Below are 21,146 nucleotides of genomic sequence, written 5' to 3' on the forward strand. Positions count from 1 at the left end.
CTTCCCGCGACCGCCGGAGGGGCCGGCGGCCGAGCCGTATCGGTCGGATCCGGAACCGCGGCGGGAGGTTCGACGGGAAGCTCTCTCCTGTGCGGCCGGCGCCCCGCTGTCTCCGTCGGGCGACGAGGACGCGTCTCCCGCATCACATAACGGTCTGGTCCGTAAAGACCCTAGGGGGCTCATCCATCGCCGTCAACGGCCCTCGCGGCCGGCGGTCGGGATCCCGCGGCCGGGCTGCCCGACGAGGCCGCTCCGTCACCACGCTCGGCGTCTCCCGGACCGCGCCTCGTCGGCGGAGATCCCCGGTCGGCGCGGCCGGCGTCCTCGCCCGGCATACGATCTGCCGGGCGGCTCGGCGGCGCCGCGGAACAGGGGGAAGAGGCGGACATGGGCGACTACGGGCACCCGTTGACCTTCGGGTCGTTCCTGACGCCCGGCAACGCCGACCCCGAGCGGGTGGTGGGCCTGGCCGTCCTGGCCGAGCAGCTCGGCTTCGACCTCGTCACCTTCCAGGACCACCCCTACCAGCCGGCGTTCCTCGACACGTGGACGCTGATGAGCTTCGTGGCCGCCCGGACCGGCACCGTGCGGCTGGCCGCCAACGTCACGAACCTGCCGCTGCGCCCGCCGGCCGTCCTCGCCCGCAGCGTGGCGAGCCTCGACCTGCTCAGCGGCGGCCGGGTCGAGCTCGGCCTGGGCGCCGGCGCGTTCTGGGAGGCCATCGAGGCGATGGGCGGGCGCCGGCTCTCGCCCGGGCAGGGCGTACGCGCGCTGGAGGAGGCGATCGACGTCATCCGCCAGGTCTGGGACGTCGACGCGCGCGGCGGCGTCCGGGTCGACGGCGAGTTCCACCGGGTCGTCGGCGCGAAGCGGGGCCCCGCGCCGGCCCACGACGTGGGCATCTGGCTCGGCGCGTACAAGCCGCGCATGCTGGCCCTGACCGGGCGCCGGGCCGACGGCTGGCTGCCGTCGCTGGGCTACCTCCAGTCCGGCGACCTCGCCCGCGGAAACGCCGTCATCGACGAGGCGGCCCGGGAGGCGGGCCGCTCGCCCGGCGACGTGCGCCGGCTGCTCAACGTGACCGGCCGCTTCGCCCCGGTCGGCCGCGGCCCGTTGCAGGGCCCCGCCGAGCAGTGGGCGGAGGAACTGGCCGACCTCGCGCTCAGCGACGGCATCAGCACGTTCATCCTGGGCAGCGACGACCCCGAGGACCTGCGGCGCTTCGCCGCCGAGGTCGCCCCGGCCGTACGCGACCTCGTGGCCGCCGAGCGCACCGCCGCCACCGCGCCCGCCGCGCCGGAACCGGTCACCGCCCGCGCGGTCCCGGCGGCGCAACCGCGCCCGGCCGCCGGGGCCCTCGCCGTCGTCCCGACGCCCGACGACGGCGTCCGCCGCAGCGCGATCCGGGTCTGGGACGAGAGCACCCGACCGACCGGTCCCGCGCCGGACCCGACCCGCGCCTACCCGGCGCACGACCAGGCCAACGCCCGGCACCTCGTCGACGTGCACGACGGGCTGCGCGCCGAACTGGCCCGCCTCCACGACCTCGTCGAGCAGGTGGGCGCCGGGCTGGTCGACGCGGGCACGGCCCGCTCGCACATCAACACCATGACGATCCGGCAGAACAAGTGGACGCTGGGCACCTACTGCGAGTCGTACTGCCGGGTGGTCACCACCCACCACACGCTGGAGGACCGGGGGCTGTTCCCGCACCTGCGCGGCGCCGACCCCCGCCTCGCACCCGTGATCGACCGGCTGGAGCAGGAGCACCACGCCATCCACGACGTCCTGGAGCGGGTCGACCGCGCCCTCGTCGCGTTCGTCTCCGTCTCCGACGGGATGGCCGAGCTCCGCGCGGCCGTCGACCTGCTCAGCGACACGCTGCTGTCCCACCTCGCCTACGAGGAACGCGAACTCGTCGAGCCCATCGCCCGCCTCGGCCTGCACTGAGCCGGCCTCGGCCCGCACTGAGCCCGCCTCGGCGCGCGCCGACCCGCCCCGGCACGCGCCGACCCGCCCCGGCACGGCGGTCCCGTGCCGGATGATCGAGGCATGGAGCGAAGACCGGAACGCGGGCACCGCTGCGTGCCGCACACCGCCGACGTGCGCATCGAGGCGTGGGCGCCGACCCGGGAGGAGTGCGTGGCCGAGGCCGTCGCCGCGCTGGTCGGGACGTTCGTCGACCCCGGCGGGGCGCGGCCCGGCGCGCTTCGGGAGTTCCACGCGCCGGCCGGCGACGACGAGGACCTGCTGGTGGGCGTACTCGACGAGGTGATCTTCCGGATGGAGACGGAGGACGAGCTGCCGCTGCACACCGAGGTGGCCGACGACGGCGCCGGCGGCCTGACGGTGCGCTGGCGCACGGCGGGCACCGACGCCGTCGAGCTGGTCGGCGCGGTGCCGAAGGCCGTCTCCCTGCACGAACTGCGCTTCGGCCGCGACGGCGCGGGTTGGTCCTGCGCGGTGACCCTCGACGTCTGAGCCGCCGGCTCAGCCCTTCACCACCCCGATCGGCGCCAGCCGGGCCACCTTCCGGCACAGCCCGGCGCCCTCGGCGGCCGCCACCACGGCCGAGATGTCCTTGTACGCGGCGGGCATCTCCTCGGCCAGGCCGCGCCGGGACGCGCCGCGCACCGCGATGTTCTGCGCCTCCAGCTGGCCGCGCGGGTCCAGGCCGCGTTCGGCCTTCACGGCCTGCTTGCGGCTCTGCACCCGACCGGCGCCGTGACAGGTGGAGGCGAACGCCGGCGCGCCCGGCACGCCGGTGAGCACGTACGAGCCGGTGCCCATGGAGCCGGGAATGAGCACCGGCTGGCCCACGTCGCGCAGGTCGTCGGGCAGGTCGGCGTGGCCCGGCGGCAGCGCCCGGGTGGCGCCCTTGCGGTGTACGCAGAGCGCGCGCCGCTCGCCGTCGACGTCGTGGTCCTCGATCTTGGCCAGGTTGTGCGAGATGTCGTAGACCAGCTCCAGCCGGCTGCCGGTCACCCGGGCGAAGACCTTCCGGGCGGCGTCGGCCAGCAGTTGCCGGTTCGCGCGGGCGTAGTTGGCGGCGGCGGCCATCGCGGCCAGGTAGGCGCGGCCCTCGTGGGAGGAGACCGGGGCGCAGGCGAGCTGCCGGTCCGGCACGTGGATGCCGTGCCGGTCCATCACCTTCTCCATCTTGCGCACGTAGTCGGTGCAGATCTGGTGGCCCAGCCCCCGGGACCCGCAGTGGATCATCACGCAGACCTGGCCGGGGCGCAGCCCGAAGGCGGTCGCGGTGGCGTCGTCGTACACCTCCTCGACGGCCTGCACCTCCAGGAAGTGGTTGCCGGAGCCCAGGCTGCCGACCTGGCGCGCGCCGCGCTCGATGGCCCGCTCGCTGACCTCGGCCGGGTTGGCGTCGCCGACCGCGCCGTAGTCCTCGCACCGCTGGAGGTCCCGTTCGACGCCGAAGCCGCGCTCGACCGCGTACCGGGAGCCGCCGCGCAGCACCGCGTCGAGTTCCGAGCGCTTCGACAGGTGCCACACGGCGCCCTTGCCCATCCCCCGCGGGGTGGCCTCGCCCAGCCCGTCCATCAGCGCGTCCAGCCGGGGCCGCAGCCCGTCGCGGTCGATGTCGGCGGCGAGCAGCCGGACGCCGCAGGAGATGTCGAAGCCCACCCCGCCGGGCGAGACCACCCCGCCGTGTGCGACGTCGGTGGCGGCCACGCCGCCGATCGGGAAGCCGTAGCCCCAGTGCACGTCGGGCATGGCGTACGAGGCGTCGACGATGCCGGGCAGCGTGGCGACGTTCGCCACCTGCTCCAGCGACTTGTCCGCCCCGGCGTCGGGCAGCAGCGACCGGGACGCGAACACCACCCCGGGCACCCGCATCGGGTCGTGCCGGTCGATCCGGAAGCGGTACGGCGACTCCTCGACCAGCTCCATTCCCGGCGGCTACCCGGACGGGCGGCCCTTACACCCGCTCGCCGTCGGCCGGCCGCCGCATCGCCCAGACGTCGGGGCCGCCGTCGGGCACCCGCGCCCGGCCGGTGACCTCGAAACCGAGCCGGCGGTAGAACCGCACGTTCGGCTCCGACGAGGTCTCCAGCACCGCCGGCAGGCCGGCCCGGTCGGCCTCGGCCAGGCCGGGCCGCAGCACCCGGGCGCCGAGTCCCCGGCTCTGATCTGCGCGGCGCACGCCGACGGTGGCGAGCAGGAACGCCGGCTCGGCCGACCGCAGCGAGGCGCAGGCCGCGTCGGCGTCGCGCAGCGCCGCGTGCCGGTCGCCGGCCAGCTCGGCGTTGCGCGCCGCGACGCCGGCCCAGACCTCGTCCGGCACCGGCCGGTCCGGACGAAGCCAGACCGCCACCGCCGCCGGCCGGCCGGCCGGGTCGACCGCCGCCCAGACGTCACCGTAGGGCAGCCCGACAGCGTCGACGGTGCCCGCGAACATGGCCTCCAGCCGCTCCCGGTGCCGGTCCGCCGCGACCGTCCAGGCCATCCAGGGGTACCCGTCGAAGGCATCGGCGAGCACGGCCGCCGCCGCGGCGGTCGACTCCGGCCCGATCCGGCGTACCTCGAACTCCATGCCGTCCTCCTCGCAGCGCCGCCACCCGGCCGGCGCAGTGCGCGATCATGTCACGGCGTCCGGGCCGGCGCCCGCGAATTTCGGGCTCGTCCGGGGTCCTCAGAGCCGGTAGAACGCCCGGTAGCGACGGATCAGCCGCCACTGGAGCAGCACCGCCGCCACGGTCAACAGGATCATCACGAGGGTCGCCGCGGCGGCGTAGCCGTAGCGCAGGTACTCGAAGCCGGTGCGGTAGACGAACAGCGACAGGTACGTGGTGGCGTACGGGGGCGGGCCGCCGTCGGTGACCACGAAGGCCGGCACGAAGGTGAAGTGCAGGCTCTGGATGGCGTCGCGTACCGCCAGCAGCCCGAGCACCGGCGCCATCAGCGGCAGCGTGACCCGGCGGAACACGTCCCAGCCGGTGGCGTCCTCGATCGCCGCCATCTCGTAGACGTCGCGGGGCAACGCGCGCCGGGCGGCCAGCAGCACCACGAAGGTCTCGCCCATGGTGAACAGGCTCATGCCGATGATCGCGGCGCGGGCGTCGGTCGGGTCGGTGAGCCACTGCGGCGGGGTGCGGCCCAGCGCGGTCAGGCCGTTCTCCCCGCCCGTGCGCAGCACCTGGTTGATCGGGCCGTAGAGCGGGTTGAGCAGCCACAGCCAGAGCAGCCCGTAGGCGATCTCGGGCACCGCGGTCGGCAGCACCGCCGCGGTGCGGGCGCTGCCGACCCCGAGCGCCCGGCGGTGCAGCAGCAGCGCCAGGCCGAGCGCGAAGAGCACCCGCAGCGGTACGGCCACCAGCGCGAAGACCAGCGAGTTGGTCAGCGACACCCGGAACACCGGGTCGTCGACCAGCGCGGTGAGGTTCGCCAGCCCCACCCAGCGTGGGGGGCGCAGCAGGTCGTACTCGGTGAAGGCCAGCGCGAGGGTGACCGCGGCGGGCAGCAGCACCAGCCCGACCAGGCCCACCAGGTACGGCGTCAGCATCAGCGCCAACTGCCGCCGCGAGCGGCGGTCGGTGCTCGTCACGGGGCGTACCGGCGGCCGGAGCCGGCGTGGAAGACGTGCACGTCGGGCCAGCGCACGCCGACGCGTACCGCCGCGCCCCGTTCGGGCCGGCGGGCGGCGGGCACCCGGGCGACGACGGGGTGCCCGCCGGCGAGGGTCAGGTAGGCGTACGCGTCCTCGCCGACCACCTCGACCCGGTCGACGGCGGCGTCGGCGCCCTCGGCGGCGTCGAGGGTGACCGCCTCGGGCCGGAAACCGATCCGCAGCTCCTCCGCCCCGCCGACCGGGACCGGCGCGGCACCGGAGGGCCGTACCGGCCCGTGCGCCGGGAGCAGGTTCATCGCCGGGGAGCCGACGAAGCGGGCGACGAAGGTGCTGGCCGGGGTGCGCCAGATCTCGTCGGGGGTGCCGACCTGCTCGATCCGCCCGTCGCGCAGCACGGCGATCCGGTCGGCGAGCACCAGCGCCTCGGTCTGGTCGTGGGTGACGTGGACCATGGTGGCGCCGAGCCGGTCGTGCAGTGCGCGCAGCTCGGCGCGCATCTCCACCCGCAGCGCCAGGTCGAGGTTGGACAACGGCTCGTCGAGCAGGAACACGTCCGGCTCGCGGACCAACGCCCGGGCCAGCGCCACCCGCTGGCGCTCCCCGCCGGAGAGCTGTCCGGGCCGCCGCTGCAGCAGGGCGGCACAGCCCACGGCCTCGGCGGCCGCGCGGGCCCGGTCCCGGGCGACGGCGCGGGGGGTGTCGCGCACCTCCAGGCCGAAGGCGATGTTCTCGGCGACGGTCAGGTGCGGGAAGAGCGCGTACGACTGGAACACCATCGACACGTTGCGCCGGCCGGGGCGGTCGGCGGTGACGTCCCGGCCGGCGATGCGCACGCGGCCGGCGGTGACCGGTTCCAGGCCGGCGACCACCCGCAGCACCGTCGACTTGCCGGCCCCCGACGGGCCGAGCACCACCAGCAGTTCGCCGCGGGCGACGGTCAGGTCCACCTCGTGCAGCACCGTCGACCCCCGGTAGGCGGCGGAGACGCCCGCCAGGGCGAGTCCCGGATCGCTCACCCGTGCTCGCCGCGGGCGAACAGGGGACGGGTCTGCTGGTCCAGGTCGCGGATCACGTCGTCGAGCCGGTCGCCCCGGTGCACGGCGTTCTCCAGGATGCCGTAGGTGACGTCCTCGATCTCGGGCCAGGTGGAGACGGTGGGCAGCGCCCGGACGGTGGGGATGGCGTCGAGGAAGACCTTCGCGCTGCGCGGCGGCTGGGCCGGGCCGAGGAACGCCGGCGACCGCGACACCCCGACGTGGGACGGGACGGTGCGTCCGGTGGCGGCGACGATGCGCTGGCCCTCCTCCGCGATGGCGAACTCCAGGAACCGCCACGCGGCGTCCTTGTTCTTCGCGCCCCGGGTCATGCAGTACGCGTCGGAGTGCAGCACCCCGACCTGCTCGCGGTAGACGGGCAGCGGGGCGACGTCCCACTCGAAGCCGGTGATCGAGCGGAACGTGGTGGTGGAGCGACGGGAGCTCATCAGCATGGCGAGGCGGCCGTTGGCGAACCGCGACTCGTCGTCCTCGGCCTCGACCTCCTCGTCGGTGGGCACCACCCCGTACGCCAGCCGCAGGTCCACCAGGTTCTTCAGCGCCTCCCGCGCGGCCGGGGTGTCCAGCGTCAGCCGGGTCGGCTTCGCCGGGTCGTCGACGAGCTGGCCGCCGTTGGACCACACGAACGGGGCGAGCCGGATGATGGACGGCTCCACGCCGAGGCCGTGCACGGCCGGGCGCAGCGCCGCGCCCTCGCTCTCGGTGGCCTTGATCACCGCGCCGCGGGAGTCGCGGGTCATCGCGCTCGCGGTGGCGACCAGGTCGTTCCAGGTCCAGCCGGCCTTCGGCTCCGGCACGCCGTACTTGGCGAACAGGGTGCGGTTGTAGTAGACCGCGAGGCTGGAGACGTTCTGCGGCAGGCAGAGTTGGCGATCCTTCCAGCGGAAGGCGTTCCAGGCGACCGGGTAGTAGTCGGCCGGGTCGACGGCCTCGGAGCCGGCGAGCCGGTCGTCCAGCGGCTCGATGACGTCCTTCGCCGCGAACTGCCCGTAGAAGCGGTAGTTCATCAGGAACAGGTCCGGCGGGGCGCCGCCGGCCACCGAGGTGGCGAGCCGGGCCAGCAGGTCCTTGCGGTCGCTGGCCTCGACGAGCTGAACGTCGGTGCCGGGGCGCGCCTTCTCGTACGCCTCGACGAGGGTGCGGTAGGCGGCGAGTTCCTCGGGGGCGCCGAAGACCAGCAGCCGCACCGGTCCGTCGGCGGATGATCCGGAGCCGGCGCCGCAGCCGGCGGCGGCCAGCACGGCGGCGAGCAGCAGGGCGAGCAGCGCCTTCGGCCGCATCGTCGGTTCTGTCTCCGGTCGCATCGTCAGTCTCGTCCCGTCGGGTCGTCGTGGTGAAGGAAGCGCCGCTGGGCCAGCACGAAGACGGCCAGCGCCGGCACCGTGGCCAGCACCGCGCCGGCCAGGAACACCGGGAAGTTCGTCGGGTCCAGCACCGACAGGGAGCGCAGCGCCAGCGGCAGGGTGAACAGGTCGCGGTCGTAGACGTAGACCAACGGGTCGAGGAAGTTCGACCAGGTGAGCACGAAGGTGAGCGCGGTGAGCCCGGCGGTGACCGGGCGGACCAGCGGGAGGGCGACCCGCCACCAGGTGCGCATCGGCGAGAGGTCCTCCACCAGGCAGGCGTCGTAGAGGTCCGCCGGCAGCGCCCGGAAGGCCAGGTAGTAGACCAGGACGTAGAGCGGCGAGGTGCCCAGCAACGCCGGGGCGATCAACGGCACCAGGGTATCGGTCAGGCCGAGCATCCGGAAGATCGCGAACCGGGGCACCAGCAGCGCCGTGGCCGGCACCATCAGGGCCGCCAGGGAGGCCGCCACGACGACGCCGGTGGTGCGCGGGGCGAGCCGGGCCAGCGCGAAGCCGGCCAGGGAGGCGACGAGCACGCTCAGCGGCACCGCGACGACCGCGACCAGGACCGAGTTGAGCGAGGCGCGCAGCAGTCCGCCCAGCTCGACGGCCTGCTGGTAGCCGGTGGTCGACACCGGCTCCGGCACGAGCCGCGGCGTCGGCGGCGGGGGCAGCCCGGGCTCGGTGAGCGACCCGGAGACCAGCAGCACCAAGGGCGGGACGAAGACGAGCAGGACGAACGCCGCGCCGAGGGTGCGCCAGGCCCGGCCGGCCGCCTCGGGCAGCGGTGAGGGGCCGCTCGCGCGGCCCCTCACCCGGTTGTTGCCGATGGTCACCTGCCTCAGAGCGTGAGCTGCCAGGCGCCGAGGCCGTGCGAGGCGGCGTAGAGCACCCGCTTGCCCGGCACGACGGTGAGCCCGGCGACCTCGACGTTGGGCATGCCGCGGGCCGCCTTCACCCAGGTGGTGCTGCCCTTGGCCAGCCGCAGGACACCGAAGTCGGTGGCCGCGTAGAGGTCACCGGTGACGTCGTCGCGGACCAGGTCGGTGATCGGCTGGTCGCCGAAGTCGTACGAGCGGTCGGCCCAGGTCGCGCCGGCGCCGGCCAGCTTCACCTCGAACGCGTGCCCGACGGTGGCCGGGGTGTTCGAGTTGAACCCGCTGTAGGAGATCCACGCCCGGGTCGGATCGGCCGGGTCGACGTGGATGCTGGTGACGAAACGGTTGGGCGTGGCGGCGGTGTCGATCCGCGTCCAGGTGACCGCGGAGGCCGGCTCGGCGTCGACGTTGCGGGACACGAACACCCGGCCGGTGCTGGTGGCCGCGTACGCGGTGGACGAGTCGGTGGCGACCCGCTGGACCACCGAGACGGCGCCGCCGGCCCGGTCGCCCCAGGCGGCGTCGGTCAGGTTGACCGTGCCCAGCGGCGCGAAGTCGCCGCACTGCGCCTCGAAGGTGCCGGTCCAGGTGTTGCAGATCCGGTCGGCCTCCGCCAGGCTCCGGTCGCCCAGGCCGAACGTCTTGGTCCGGTAGACGGTGCGGGACGTGCCGGCGAAGATCGTGCCGCTGACCTTCGGGTCGCTGACGACCGGGGCGTAGAACAGGGTGCCCGGGTGCCCGAAGATCGGGTCGGAGATCGAGATCCAGCTGCCCACGTCGCCGTTGTTGAAGTTCACCTCGGGCGAGGCGTCGTAGAAGGTGTGGAAGCGGAACTCCGGCTTGCCGACGTCGAAGCCGGACGCGCCGCCGTCACCGATCATCGTGTTGACCCAGCGCTTGCGCTGGCCCTTGTTCTCCCAGGTGCCGTTGTCCTGGGTGCCGCCCTGCAGCAGGGTGTGGTCGTGCGGGCTGGCCGTCAGGCTGATGAACTGCAGGGTGTTCATGCCCTTGTTGATGCCGTCCAACTTCGACGGGATCCGCGAGAGCATCTGCTTGCAGCGGGCCTTCTGCGCGTCGGTGGTGAGGTTGCGGGCCGGGTTGTCGCACCACGCCGACCGGTCCACGAACTGGCCGCTGGAGCGCATCACGCCACCGTCGTTGGCCTCGAAGAACTGGTACGGGTTGCGCGGGTTGGTGACGAGCGCGTGCTGGTCGGGGTGCAGGCCGTTGGGGTGCAGCTCGTCGGTGCCGTCGTAGGTCATGTCGGTGCCGCTGACCCCGGCGTCGGTGGAGAGCACCACCGCCCGCTTGTGGGCGACGGTCTCGCCGTAGACGTAGGAGCCACCGGTGTAGACGATGTCCGGGTGCCCGGCCGGGGTGTGCACGAACACGTCGTACCAGCACTGGCCGGTGCACTGGTTGTAGGTGGCGTAGCCCGGGTCGGCCGGGTTCGCGCTGGTCAGGTCGGTGAAGCTGGGGGCGCCGCCGGCCACGTCGTCGCTGCGGAACAGCCGCGAGTACGGGTTGCCGAGGTTGCCCTCGTAGACGTACATCCGGGTCTTGCCGTTCGGCAGGGCGGTCACGTCGATCGCGGCGCGGGTCTGGAAGACCGCCGGGTTCAGCGACGGCTTGATCTGGGTCCAGGTGGCACCGGCGTCCGCCGAGCGCCACACGCCCCGGGCGTACGAGGAGGCGTAGACGACGTTCGCGTCGCGCGGGTCGAGCTTGACGTAGCGCACGCCGCGCGGCGAGCAGGCGGCGGTGTTGCCGTACTCCGCGGCGCTGCCGGTGCACTGGGTCGCGTCGGCCGAGCCGTTGTGGATGAACTTCCAGCTCGCGCCGCCGTCGGTGGACTTGTAGAGGCCCCACTTCTCGGCGTCGGGCACCGGCCGGGTGACGCCGGTGCAGCAGGAGCTGGACATGCCGCGCAGGGCGGTGGTGGTGGCGACGTAGAGCGTCTTCGGGTCGCCGGGCTTGATGGTGATCTCACCGATGCCCTTGCCGGCCAGGGCGTCCTTGCCCAGCGGGCCCTTCCAGGTGACCCCGCCGTTGGTGGACTTGTAGAGGCCGACGCCGGCGACGCAGCCGGAGGCGCAGGTGTTCGCCTCGCCGGTGCCCACGTAGATGGTCAGGCCGGTCTTGTCGTTACGGTCGATCTTGACCGACCCGGCCGCGTTGATGCCGAGCGGGCCGCCGAGGTAGAACCACTTGGGCTCCGGCGCGAGGACGTTCAGGGTGCCCCAGACGCCGCCGCCGGCCGGCGTGACGTACGCCCGGCAGAGCAGGGCGTTGCAGTCCGGCGCGATGTCGATGGACGTGACCCGACCGCCCGCGACGTACGCGTTCGGCACGTAGTTGTAGGCGTTGCGGAACTCGGTGAACGGGTAGAGGGCCTCGCTCGGGCCGACGTTGGTCCACCCGCGGCTGCCGCCGGCGCGCCGCTCCGCGGCCGAGTACGCCGCCTTCGACCGGTCCATCTGGGCGATGCTGATCGTGCTGGCCGGGTACGCGCGCTCCAGGAACTCCTGCTGCGCGGCGTTGCCCGGGCCGTCCGGCGACATGCCGTCGTTGCCCGGCACGGCCTGGCGCAGCCGTTCCATGTGGGCGCCGAGCGCGCCCGGCATCTCCCCGTCGCCGGTCGCGGCCGCGGCAGCCGGCACCTGGGCGCCGGCGAAGTGGATTCCTACGAGACCGGTCGATGCCACCAGGACACCGACCGCCAGTCCCACGAGCAGGTGGCGACGTCTGCGCTTCACGAGGGTCCCTCCGGCGGATAGGGGCCGCCGGACGGGCCTCCGGATTGGCGACCGTCCCTGGCAGCGTCCACGCTGGAGAATGGCAGAGCGCACCGGCGTGGGCAATCCCCCGCATGGACCGGGATCAACGTATGGTTGCATTCGCATGGAACGGGTAGTGCGGCACCATGCCAGCGCGTTACGAGAACTATCCGAGAATCGCCATCGTCACCGGCGCCGACTCCGGCATCGGCAAGGCCTGCGCCGTGGCGCTCGCCGAGGCCGGCTTCGACGTCGGCATCACCTGGCACCGCGACGCGGACGGGGCCGGGCGGACCGCCGCCGAGGTCCGCGCCGCCGGCCGGCGCTGCGAGGTCGCCGAGCTGGACCTGACCCGCCTGCCGGGGGCCGACGCGGTCGTCGACGAGCTGGCCGACCGGCTCGGCGGCATCGGGGTGCTGGTCAACAACGCCGGCACCGGGGCGTCCACGCCGTTCGTCGACACCGGCTGGGAGCAGTGGCGCGAGGTGCTCTCCGTCGACCTCGACGGCCCGTTCCTGTGCGGGCAGCGGGCCGCCCGGCGGATGCGGGCCGCCGGGCTCGGCGGCCGGATCGTCAACATCACCAGCGTGCACGAGCACGCGCCCCGGGTCGGCTCGGCCGCGTACTGCGCCGCGAAGGGCGGGCTCGGGCTGCTGACGAAGGTGATGGCGCAGGAGCTCGCGGCGGACGGGATCACCGTCAACGCGGTCGCGCCGGGCGAGATCGCCACCCCGATGACCGGCCAGGAGGACGTCGACCCGTTCACGCAGGAGCGGCCCGGGGTGCCGGTCGGGCGGCCGGGCGACGCGCGGGAGGTGGCCGCCGTGGTGGCGCTGCTCGCCTCGCCCGCCGCCGCCTACGTCACCGGCGCGTCCTGGCCGGTCGACGGCGGCATGCTGATGATGGGGCCGCAGGCCAACGCGCTCACCTCGCACGACTGGCGGTCGGTGCGGGGATGACGTGACCGCCTCCGCGGACGGGCCGCCCCTGGACGACACCGTCCGCGGAGGGGCCGGGCGAGCAGCACGCCGCTACCCCGCGACGGGTCGTCGCGCATCCCTCGGTGGCCGTCACCGGGACCGTCCAGTGTCGAAAGCTTTAGTAGGGTCTCCTCGGCTAGATCATTTTGGACGGGGAGACGCCGGTGCGGACAGTCAGCAGGAGAACGTTCGGAAAGCTCGTCGGTGCGGCCGGCGCCGGGGCCGCCGGTGCCGGCACGCTGCTCGCGACGCCGGCGCACGCGGCGGACGGGTGGGTCGCCACCGGCACCGCGGTGGCCGCGCTGAGCGGCTTCGACGACACGATGAAGTCGTTCATGCAGGCGCGGGGCGTCAGCGCCGGGCAGCTCGCGGTGGCCTACAACGGCCGGCTCGTGCTGGCCCGCGGCTACGGCAACAACTCGGCGGAGACGGTCCAGCCGACGTCGTTGTTCCGGATCGCCAGCCTCAGCAAGTCGCTCACCGCGGCGGCGGTGCTCCGGCTGGCGCAGGACGGACTGGTCGGCCTCGACGATCCGGTGACCTCGGTGCTGGACTTCATTCCGCCGCCCGGCCAGTCGGTCGACCCGAGGCTGTCGCAGGTGACCCTGCGGCGGCTGCTGCAGCACCTCGGCGGCTGGGACCGGGATCTCGCATTCGATCCCCTGCACGGCCAGGACCACGTCATCGCGCAGGCGCTGGGCGTGCCGCTGGAGCTCCGCAAGGACGACATCCAGCGGTACATGGCCGGCCAGCCGCTGCAACACGACCCCGGCAGCACCGTGGCCTACAGCAACTACGGCTACTTCCTCGCCGGCCGGGTCGTCGAGAAGGTCACCGGCATGTCCTACGAGGCGTACGTCAAGCAGAAGCTCCTCGCGCCGTTGGGCATCACCCGGATGGCCCACGGGAAGGCCCTGACGCGGCTCGCCGGCGAGGTCGGCTACCGGTCGCAGTACACCGGGCGCACCGTGCTGGACGACTCGGGCACCATCGTGCCGGCCCCGTACGGCACCTTCAGCATGAGCCTGCGCGACGCCAACGGCGGGTGGGTCGCCTCGGCGGTCGACATGGTCCGCTGGGCCACCATGCTCGACGGCGCCGGTGGGGTGCTCGACAGCGCCTCGCTGGCGAAGGTCACCGCGGTGCCGGCGACCGGGGTGAACAGCAACGGCTGGTACTACGGCCTGGGTTGGGCGGTACGCCCCTTCACCACCAGCACCGGGACGAAGCACAACGTCTGGCACACCGGCAGCCTGGCCGGCACCTACACGCTGCTGGTCAAGAGCTACCAGGGCATGAGCTGGGCGGCGCTGTTCAACCAGCGCGACGACCCCTCCGGCCTCTCCTACGGCGACATCGACAGCGCGCTGTGGGCCGCCTCCCGCCAGGTGACCAGCTGGCCGACGCACAACCTCTGGTCGACGTACTTCACCCCGTGGAGTGCGGTGGTGGACAACACCACGGCCGGGCGCTTCACCGCCAGCGCCAACTGGGCCGTCTCGTCCAGCCTCACCGGCCGGTACGGCACCAACTACCGCCGGGCCGCCCCGGTCGCCGCCAGCGACGTCGCCTGGTACAAGGTCGACGTGCCCGAGACCGGCACCTACCGGGTCGAGGTCTGGTACCCGGCGTCCACCGGCAACAGCGCCGCCACGCCGTACATCGTGGCCACCTCGACGGGCAACAAGACCGTACACGTCGACCAGCGGAGCAACGGCGGGAAGTGGCGCTCCCTGGGCACCTTCACCCTCGTCAAGGGCGACGGCAACAAGGTCGGGGTGAGCCGGTGGACCTCGGGCACCGGCTACGTGGTCGCGGACGCCGTACGCGTCACCCGGGTCTGAGCACCGCCGCCGGGCGACCGGCGCGGGCCGGCCGGCGGGACGCGACCCGCAACTCCTGACACGCCGCGCGCACCTCGCGTGGGCCCGCCCTCAGGCGGGCCCACGCGAGCCCTCGGGCCCCGTGTCGAGGCCTGCGGCGTCTCGACCACCGCCACGCGGGACAATGGAGATCCGCCCGCGCCCCGCCGGCGGGAGTCCGGTCGGCAGGAGGACGGTCAGCGTGTCGGAAACCCCCCGGGCAGCGTCGTCGACGCACGACCTGCGCGCCGACTGCGCCCGGTGCTTCGGGCTGTGCTGCGTCGCGCCCGCCTTCTCCGCGTCGGCGGACTTCGCCATCGACAAGCCCGCCGGGCGGCCCTGCCCGAACCTGCGGGCCGACTCGCGCTGCGGCATCCACGCCGACCTGCGCGAGCGGGGCTTCCCCGGCTGCACCGTCTTCGACTGCTTCGGCGCCGGGCAGCGGGTGGCGCAGCACACCTTCGGCGGGCGGGACTGGCGCGAGGCGCCCGAGACCGCGGCACTCATGTTCGACACGTTCGCGGCGATGCGGCCGCTGCACGAGCTGCTCTGGTACCTGACCGAGGCGCTCGCGCTGCGCCCGCCGCAGCCGCTGCGCGACGAGCTGTCCGGCGCGCTCGCCGAGACCGAACGACTGACCCGGGAGCCCTCGCAGACGCTGCTGGCGCTCGACGTGGACGCCTACCGGGGACGGGTCAACCCGCTGCTGTCCCGCGCCGGTGACGCGGCGCGGGCCCGGGGCGGCCGGGCCGGCGCGGACCGGCGGGGCGCCCGGCTGTTCGGCGCCGACCTGCGCCGGGCCGACCTGCGGCGCGCGAACCTGCGCGGGGCGTTGCTGATCGGGGCCGACCTGCGCGGTGTCGACCTCGGCCTGGCCGACCTCACCGGGGCCGACCTGCGCGGGGCGGACCTGCGCGGGGCGGACCTGTCCGGCAGCCTGTTCCTGCACCAGTCGCAGCTCGACGCGGCCCGCGGCGACCGGCACACCGCGCTGCCGCCCGGCCGGACGCGCCCCGGGCACTGGTCGGCGCTGTCGCTCACCCCGGTGCGGCCCGGCCGCCGGGGCACACCCGCCGCCCGCGGCCGCCGGCACCGGTGACGGCGGGCGACGGCGGGGGCGATCCGGCACCGCCGTCCGGTGACCGCCGGTCGGGCCCGTCGCCCGCCCTTCGGCGCTCAGCCGGCCGCCTCGCGGTAGCCCGCGTACACCGGGCAGGTCGCGCACCGGGAGCGGTCGCAGAGTCGGCACAGCCGGGCCAGGCTGCGCTCGTCGCGGACCTCGCGGCGCAGCAGGCTGCCCGCGATGTCGGCCAACTGTCCGCGCTGCTCGTCCGTGAGCGGCTCCAGCATCCGCGTCAGCACCGCCTGTCGGGCGCGCAGGACCTGCTCGGCCGCCTCCGTCCCGTCCGGGGTCAGGTGCAGCGCGCGGCTGCGGGCGTCCGCTCCGCCGCGCCGCTCCAACCACCCCTGCTCGATCAGGCGACGCACCAGGTGGGCCGCGCCGGGTTGGGTCAGGCCGAGCACCTGGCCCAGCCACTCGGCCGGCACCCCGGGCTGGTCCTTGAGCACGACGAGCGCCTCGGCCAGCGCGCCGGTGGACCCGGCGGGGCCCGCCACGGCCGCACGTACGCGGGACCCCACGAGCAGCGCGAGCGCCCCGAGCAGGTTGGGCGCGTCATCCGCGGGTAGATTCATAAGTTATGAATCTACCGGGTCGGGCGGTCCTCGTCATCGCGTTGATCAACCTGGCCCAGCTACCGGTGGCGATGCGCCAGCTCCTCATCGTGCTCCTGGGCCACCACAACACCGGCAGCTTCGCGGTCGCCGGGGTGGCCAGCGGCGCGTGCGGGCTCGGGCTGGCGCTCACCGCTCCCTGCTACGGGCGGCTGCTGGCCCGGCTCGGCGACCGGCCCGTGCTCCTCGCGTGCGGCGCCGCGCACCTCGCGGCGCTGCTCGGACTCGCGTTCGTCACGGACCCCGCCGCCTACGTCGTCCTCGCCGCCGGGGCCGGCCTCGCCACGCCGCCCGCGCTCAGCAGCGGCCGGGCCCTGCTGCCGACCCTCGTGCCGGCTCCCGCGCTCACCCGCGCGTACGCGCTCAACGCCGTCGGCCTGGAGCTGCTCTACGTGGGCGGCCCGCTCGCGGTCACGGCCAGCCTGCTGGTGACCGGGCCGGCCGGCGCGCTCCTCGGCTTCGCCGCCGTCGGGACCGCCGCCCTGGTCGGCCACGCCCTGAGCGTCCCCCGGCGCGCCACCCGCCCGACCGCCGCCCGGGAGCGCGGGCGGACGCCCGCCCGGAGCACCCTGCGCACCCTCATCGCGGCGCAGGTCGGCTACATGACCTGCATGGGGGCGATGTGGGTGCTGGTGCCCGCCTTCGCCAGCGGCGCCGGGAACCCCGACCAGGCGGGGCTGCTGATCACCGCCTGGTCGGCGGGCAGCCTCGCCGGCGGTCTGCTGCTCGTCGGCCGGGGCCGGCCCGGCAGCCCGGGCGGCAGCTACCTGGCGCTGCTCGCCGCCCTGGCGGTCACGTCGACGGCGCTGCTCCTGCCCCGGACCGTGCCGCAGATGGCCGTCGCCCTGGCGATCTTCGGGCTCGCGCTCGCCCCGTGGCTCGCCGTCACCGACGAGCTGGTCGCGCGGGCGAGCCCGGCGGGACACACCGCCGAGGCGTACGGCTGGTTGCAGACCGCCGGGCAGCTCGGCATCGCCGTCGGCTCGACCGCCGGCGGCGCGGTCAACGACCGCGCCGGCAACACCGCGGCCTTCCTGGTCGTGTCGGTGTCCCTCGCGCTGGCCCTCGCCGTCGCGGTGTCGCGGCGGCGGTTCCTGCGGCCGCCCGACCCGCCGGTCGCCGAGGCGGCCGTGGCGGGGGCCGCACCCCCGCCGCGGGCCGCGCCCCCGGTGACGACGTTTCGTCCCGCCGCGCCCGGGAAGGCCCACGGGCGGACGGCAACGGCGACCAGGGAGGCGACCGTGGGGTACCGAGCGCGCGACGGTGAGCTGCCGGTCGACCCGGCGCACGCCGAGGACGAGGCCGGCCAGGCCCGGCTGGTCCAGGTCGAGGCGGACACGGACGTCCCGGCGCCGGACGACACGACGACGAAGCCCGACATCGTCACCGAGGACGACGGGTCCGGCGTGGCGGGCGGGGCGTCGGGCACCTCCAGCGGCGGGTCCGGCATGCCGGGGCACCCGGACGCGGCGCGGTGAGCCCGCCGACGCGTTTGCGGGCCCGTCCCGGGGGCAGGAGAGCGGCATGACCGATCAGAACCGTACCGACCGGGCCGCCACCGACGAGCCGGACGGCGCCACCGCCATGCAGGCGTCGCTGCGGCCGCCGGGCGAGTCCCTGCGCAGCACCGACGACACTGGCGACGACTTCGCGGACCTGCCGGCCGAGGACCGACGGTCGGCCCGGGAGGTGAGCCGCGCCGGCTACGACGTGGAGGCCGTCTCCGGCGCCACCGACCCGAGCCGGACCGAGTGACCTGACCGGCCCGCCCGGCGACCCGGTCAGCGGCCGGCGGGCACCGCCGCGCGGGCCTCGGTCATGCCACGGTTGGCCAGCGCGTCGGCGCGCTCGTTCTCCGGGTGGCCGTTGTGCCCCTTCACCCACAGCCAGGTGACCTGGTGCCGGGCGCACGCCGCCTCCAGCCGCTGCCACAGGTCGGCGTTCTTGACCGGCTGCTTCGCGGCGGTCCGCCAGCCGTTGCGCTTCCACGAGGCCAGCCAGCTCGTGATGCCGTTGCGCACGTACGTGCTGTCGGTGTGCAGCTCGACCGTGACCGGCCGGGTCAGGCTCTCCAGGGCCTGGATGGCCGCCATCAGCTCCATCCGGTTGTTGGTGGTCGGGGTCGCCTCGCCGCCGCACAGCTCCCGCTCGTGCGCGCCGTAGCGCAGCACCACGCCCCAACCGCCGGGGCCGGGGTTGCCGCTGCACGCCCCGTCGGTCCAGATCTGCACGACCCTGCCGGCCGTCTCGTCCACCATGTCGGCAACCTACCGAATCCACGCCGCCTCCCCCGCCGTCGGGTCGCCGGCGCCGGCGCTTGATCAACTCTCCGTGGCGGCCACCCTGCCGGAGGGCGGGGACGCGGTCGCCGGCTGAGGCGGCTCAGCCGTCGGCGTCGGCCCGGTCGCCGACCACCGGCGGCGGGACCGTCCACGCCGCCGACCGCCGGGTCGAACCGAGGCGGCCCCGGAGCCGGGCGGCGGCGTCGCCGGCGGTGGCGGCGACCATCGGCCGCAGCCGGGTCGAGCCCATCAGCGCCAACTCCTCCGCCGGGGTGGTCGCGCCGTCGAGGAAGCGCAGCACCCGCTCGGCGGGGTTGCGGTCGAAGAGCCGGTCGAAGAACTCCGGCCCGCCGACGCCGCCGGTGGCCAGCGCGCGCAGCGCGACCGCGTCCATCCAGCGGTGACGGCGGGGGTACGCGGGCGCGGGCACCGGCGGGCGGCCGGCGGCCAGCGCGGCGGCGACCTGCTCTGCCTGCCGCCGCATGGCAGCGAACGTGAAGCCGGTGGAGGGCCGGGTGGCGCCGCCCGCCGTGCCCAGGCGGACCACCCGGGGCGAGGGGCGCGGCTCGAACGGGCCGTCGGTCATCGGGATCACCCCGTTCTCCACCTCCCGCACCCGCAGCCCGGCCGGGTCGAGGCCGAGCAGGTCCCGGTAGCCGGCCAGCGCGGCGTCGTACCCGGCGTCGGTGAGCAGGTCCGGGCCGAACTCCGTGTACTCCACCAGGGCGTACCGGTCGCTCACCGGCAGCACGTAGCCGAACGACACCCCCCGGGCCGGCTGCGGGGTGCGGAAGTCCATCAGGACGGCCCGGGCGGGGTCGAAGACCGGCGCGTCGGACTCCAGCCACCAGCCCCGGAAGTGCTGGAGCCAGTTGGTGCGGCCGGGCCGGCGGGGCGGCCGGGGACGGGAGTCCAGCACCCAGGACGCGCGCAGCGCCGGGCCGTCCCCGCCGACGCGTACGGTGACCTGCCCGCCGTCGTCGTGCAGGGCGGCGACGGGCGCGACGATCCGTCGCACGCCGAGCCGCCGCTCGGCCTCGGCAGCCCGGTCGTAGACCGGGCCCGAGCGCAGCATGGCGTACCGCAGGGGGGCGAGGTCGAGGACACGGCGGCCGGCGGGCGTCGCCACCTCGACCTGCCGCCAGCTCGCCGCCAGCAGCGGGTCCAGGTCGTTGCCGGGGTGGTCCCAGAACGCCCAGGTCCGGTCCTGGCCGCGCCGGTGCACCGGGTCCACGACGGCGACCCGCAGGTCACGCACGCCGTGCCGGTCCAGGGCGGCGAGGAGCAGCGAGGCGGCGCCGCCGCCCCCTACCAGCGCCAGGTCGACGTCCAGCGGTGCGGGGGTGTTCACGCCGACCACGCTGCCACACCGACCCCGGCGGCCGGCCGCCGACCGGCCGGGCCGACGCTCGCGGGCGCCCGCCGCCCGCCGGCCGACGGTAGGGTGCCGACGGTCGTCCGCCGGGGGCGACGGGGTCGCCGCCACCGAAGGGTCGCACCGCATGAGCACCACGGCCGCCAACGCGCTCACCGCCCGCTGGGCGTCCACGCTGGACGACGAGCAGACGGTCCTCTCCGGCGCGGGCGTCTACCCGCTGCTGGCGCTGCTCGCCCGGTACGCCGCCGGCCCGGCCCGTGCCGAGCTGCTCGCGGTCGCCCCCGACGCGGCCCGGTTCGACCTGGACCGCTCCCCGACCACCCGGCTCGCGCTCGCCACCTGGGCCCGGCGGGACCTTCCGCTGACCGACCGGTGGCTGCGGGAGGTCCCGGCGGCCCTGCGCGGGGAGCTGACCGGCGATGCGGCGCACGACCAGCGGGCCCTCGACGAGTGGGCGGCCGGGCACACCGACGGCCTGGTCCCCCGGATGCCGGTGCCGGTCACCCCGGCGACCGCCATGGTCCTGGCCAGCGCGCTGTCGCTGCTGACCGAGTGGGCCGAGCCGTTCCGCGACGCCTGGTGCGAGCCGTCCGCCGGGCCGTGGCGCGGTCGCCGGCTCGCCGGGCTGAGCCGGCTGAGCCACGACCTCGACGCGCTGCGGGTCGCCGACACCGCCGCCGGCCCGCTGAGCCTGCTCACCGTGCGCGGCGCCGAGGACGTCGACGTGGTGCTCGCCCTCGGGTCGCCCGGGCGTGCCGCGGCGGAGGTGCTGCCGGCCGCGGTCGGCGGCCTCGCCGCGCCGTCCGCGCTGCCCGCCGACGCCGGCCCGGGGGTCACCGAGCAGGTCGTCGACGGGTACGACGACCGGCCGGAGCTGATCGTCTCCACGGTCGGCTTCACCGTCTGTGCCGACCACGACCTGCTGGCGCGGCCGGCGACGTTCGGCCTGGCCACCGCCACCGGGGACGGCGACCACTTCCCCGGCATCGCCCCGCTCCTGGCCGTCTCGCAGGCACGGCAGAGCGCGACGGCCACCTTCAGCGCGACGGGTTTCCGGGCCGCCGTGGTCACCGCCGTCGCCATGCGGGCGGGTTCTGCCCCGCCGCAGCTCACCGCGCGCAAGCGGCAGGTGCGCCTCACCGTCGACCGCCCCTTCGGGTTCCTCGCCGTGCACCGCCCCACCGGGCTGGTGCTGCTCGCCGGCTGGGTGACCGACCCCGGCGTGCGCCCCTGACACCGCGGCCCTCGGCTCGTCTACTGTGCAGCC

At 75.2% G+C, this 21,146-nt stretch carries 18 protein-coding genes; 8 read left to right on the forward strand and 10 right to left on the reverse strand.

Translation table 11 applies throughout. The annotated features are described in order from the left end of the window. Positions 1 to 387 precede the first annotated feature (387 nt). Both ACSNOB_RS03795 and ACSNOB_RS03800 read left to right on the forward strand, forming a co-directional pair. Entirely contained in the window at positions 388 to 1,950 is a 1,563-nt protein-coding gene (locus ACSNOB_RS03795) for an LLM class flavin-dependent oxidoreductase (protein ID WP_436685186.1), read from the forward strand. 102 nt (positions 1,951 to 2,052) lie between these two features. Then, the gene (locus tag ACSNOB_RS03800) at positions 2,053 to 2,481 is read left to right on the forward strand and encodes an archease (RefSeq protein ID WP_436685187.1); all 429 of its coding nucleotides are present in this window, start codon (positions 2,053 to 2,055) and stop codon (positions 2,479 to 2,481) included. 9 nt (positions 2,482 to 2,490) lie between these two features. Here the strand turns inward: ACSNOB_RS03800 and ACSNOB_RS03805 are convergent, their stop codons facing one another. The 7 genes from ACSNOB_RS03805 to ACSNOB_RS03835 form a co-directional block, all read right to left on the reverse strand. After that, a complete protein-coding gene (locus ACSNOB_RS03805; protein WP_436685188.1) occupies positions 2,491 to 3,909 on the reverse strand; it encodes an RtcB family protein in 1,419 nt (472 codons plus the stop codon). A 28-nt stretch (positions 3,910 to 3,937) separates the two neighbouring features. After that, the gene (locus ACSNOB_RS03810; RefSeq protein ID WP_436685189.1) at positions 3,938 to 4,552 is read right to left on the reverse strand and encodes a GNAT family N-acetyltransferase; all 615 of its coding nucleotides are present in this window, start codon (positions 4,550 to 4,552) and stop codon (positions 3,938 to 3,940) included. Between the two features lie 99 nt (positions 4,553 to 4,651). Next, positions 4,652 to 5,521 (reverse strand): carbohydrate ABC transporter permease, encoded by an 870-nt coding sequence (locus ACSNOB_RS03815; RefSeq protein ID WP_436685235.1) that lies wholly within the window; start codon positions 5,519 to 5,521, stop codon positions 4,652 to 4,654. A gap of 38 nt (positions 5,522 to 5,559) precedes the next feature. Beyond that, positions 5,560 to 6,603 (reverse strand): ABC transporter ATP-binding protein, encoded by a 1,044-nt coding sequence (locus ACSNOB_RS03820; protein ID WP_436685190.1) that lies wholly within the window; start codon positions 6,601 to 6,603, stop codon positions 5,560 to 5,562. Continuing rightward, positions 6,600 to 7,922 carry an ABC transporter substrate-binding protein gene (locus ACSNOB_RS03825; RefSeq protein ID WP_393110833.1) on the reverse strand — a complete coding sequence of 441 codons (1,323 nt, stop codon included), beginning with the start codon at positions 7,920 to 7,922 and terminating at the stop codon, positions 6,600 to 6,602. The genes ACSNOB_RS03820 and ACSNOB_RS03825 overlap by 4 nt, the downstream gene beginning before the upstream one ends. A 26-nt stretch (positions 7,923 to 7,948) precedes the next feature. Next, complete coding sequence (locus tag ACSNOB_RS03830) at positions 7,949 to 8,803, reverse strand: carbohydrate ABC transporter permease (protein ID WP_436685236.1); 855 nt, start codon at positions 8,801 to 8,803, stop codon at positions 7,949 to 7,951. A gap of 26 nt (positions 8,804 to 8,829) precedes the next feature. Next, the gene (locus ACSNOB_RS03835; RefSeq protein WP_436685191.1) at positions 8,830 to 11,622 is read right to left on the reverse strand and encodes an exo-alpha-sialidase; all 2,793 of its coding nucleotides are present in this window, start codon (positions 11,620 to 11,622) and stop codon (positions 8,830 to 8,832) included. Positions 11,623 to 11,789: 167 nt separating this feature from the next. Between ACSNOB_RS03835 and ACSNOB_RS03840 the strand changes: the two genes are divergently transcribed. The 3 genes from ACSNOB_RS03840 to ACSNOB_RS03850 all read left to right on the forward strand — a co-directional run bounded on the left by ACSNOB_RS03840 (position 11,790) and on the right by ACSNOB_RS03850 (position 15,584). Further along, on the forward strand, positions 11,790 to 12,602 hold the full coding sequence (locus ACSNOB_RS03840) for an SDR family oxidoreductase (protein ID WP_436685192.1): 813 nt from the start codon (positions 11,790 to 11,792) through the stop codon (positions 12,600 to 12,602). Positions 12,603 to 12,787: 185 nt separating this feature from the next. Then, positions 12,788 to 14,467 (forward strand): serine hydrolase, encoded by a 1,680-nt coding sequence (locus ACSNOB_RS03845; protein WP_436685193.1) that lies wholly within the window; start codon positions 12,788 to 12,790, stop codon positions 14,465 to 14,467. A 163-nt stretch (positions 14,468 to 14,630) separates the two neighbouring features. After that, on the forward strand, positions 14,631 to 15,584 hold the full coding sequence (locus tag ACSNOB_RS03850; protein WP_436685194.1) for a pentapeptide repeat-containing protein: 954 nt from the start codon (positions 14,631 to 14,633) through the stop codon (positions 15,582 to 15,584). A 77-nt stretch (positions 15,585 to 15,661) separates the two neighbouring features. Here the strand turns inward: ACSNOB_RS03850 and ACSNOB_RS03855 are convergent, their stop codons facing one another. Beyond that, complete coding sequence (locus ACSNOB_RS03855; protein WP_436685195.1) at positions 15,662 to 16,180, reverse strand: MarR family winged helix-turn-helix transcriptional regulator; 519 nt, start codon at positions 16,178 to 16,180, stop codon at positions 15,662 to 15,664. A gap of 5 nt (positions 16,181 to 16,185) precedes the next feature. Here ACSNOB_RS03855 and ACSNOB_RS03860 point away from each other — a divergent pair, with 5 nt between their 5' ends. Beyond that, on the forward strand, positions 16,186 to 17,697 hold the full coding sequence (locus tag ACSNOB_RS03860) for an MFS transporter (protein ID WP_436685196.1): 1,512 nt from the start codon (positions 16,186 to 16,188) through the stop codon (positions 17,695 to 17,697). Positions 17,698 to 17,743: 46 nt separating this feature from the next. Further along, positions 17,744 to 17,974 carry a hypothetical protein gene (locus ACSNOB_RS03865; protein WP_436685197.1) on the forward strand — a complete coding sequence of 77 codons (231 nt, stop codon included), beginning with the start codon at positions 17,744 to 17,746 and terminating at the stop codon, positions 17,972 to 17,974. Between the two features lie 26 nt (positions 17,975 to 18,000). Here ACSNOB_RS03865 and rnhA read toward each other — a convergent pair whose 3' ends face one another. After that, a complete protein-coding gene (gene rnhA, locus ACSNOB_RS03870; protein ID WP_436685198.1) occupies positions 18,001 to 18,477 on the reverse strand; it encodes a ribonuclease HI in 477 nt (158 codons plus the stop codon). A 124-nt stretch (positions 18,478 to 18,601) separates the two neighbouring features. After that, a complete protein-coding gene (locus ACSNOB_RS03875) occupies positions 18,602 to 19,852 on the reverse strand; it encodes a lycopene cyclase family protein (protein WP_436685199.1) in 1,251 nt (416 codons plus the stop codon). A 151-nt stretch (positions 19,853 to 20,003) separates the two neighbouring features. On the opposite strand from ACSNOB_RS03875, the gene ACSNOB_RS03880 reads away from it, so the two are divergent. Beyond that, positions 20,004 to 21,113, forward strand: a complete 1,110-nt coding sequence (locus ACSNOB_RS03880; protein WP_436685200.1) for a hypothetical protein — start codon at positions 20,004 to 20,006, stop codon at positions 21,111 to 21,113. Positions 21,114 to 21,146: the final 33 nt, after the last annotated feature.

The organism is Micromonospora sp. URMC 106 (assembly GCF_051386395.1).
Classification (GTDB): domain Bacteria; phylum Actinomycetota; class Actinomycetes; order Mycobacteriales; family Micromonosporaceae; genus Micromonospora.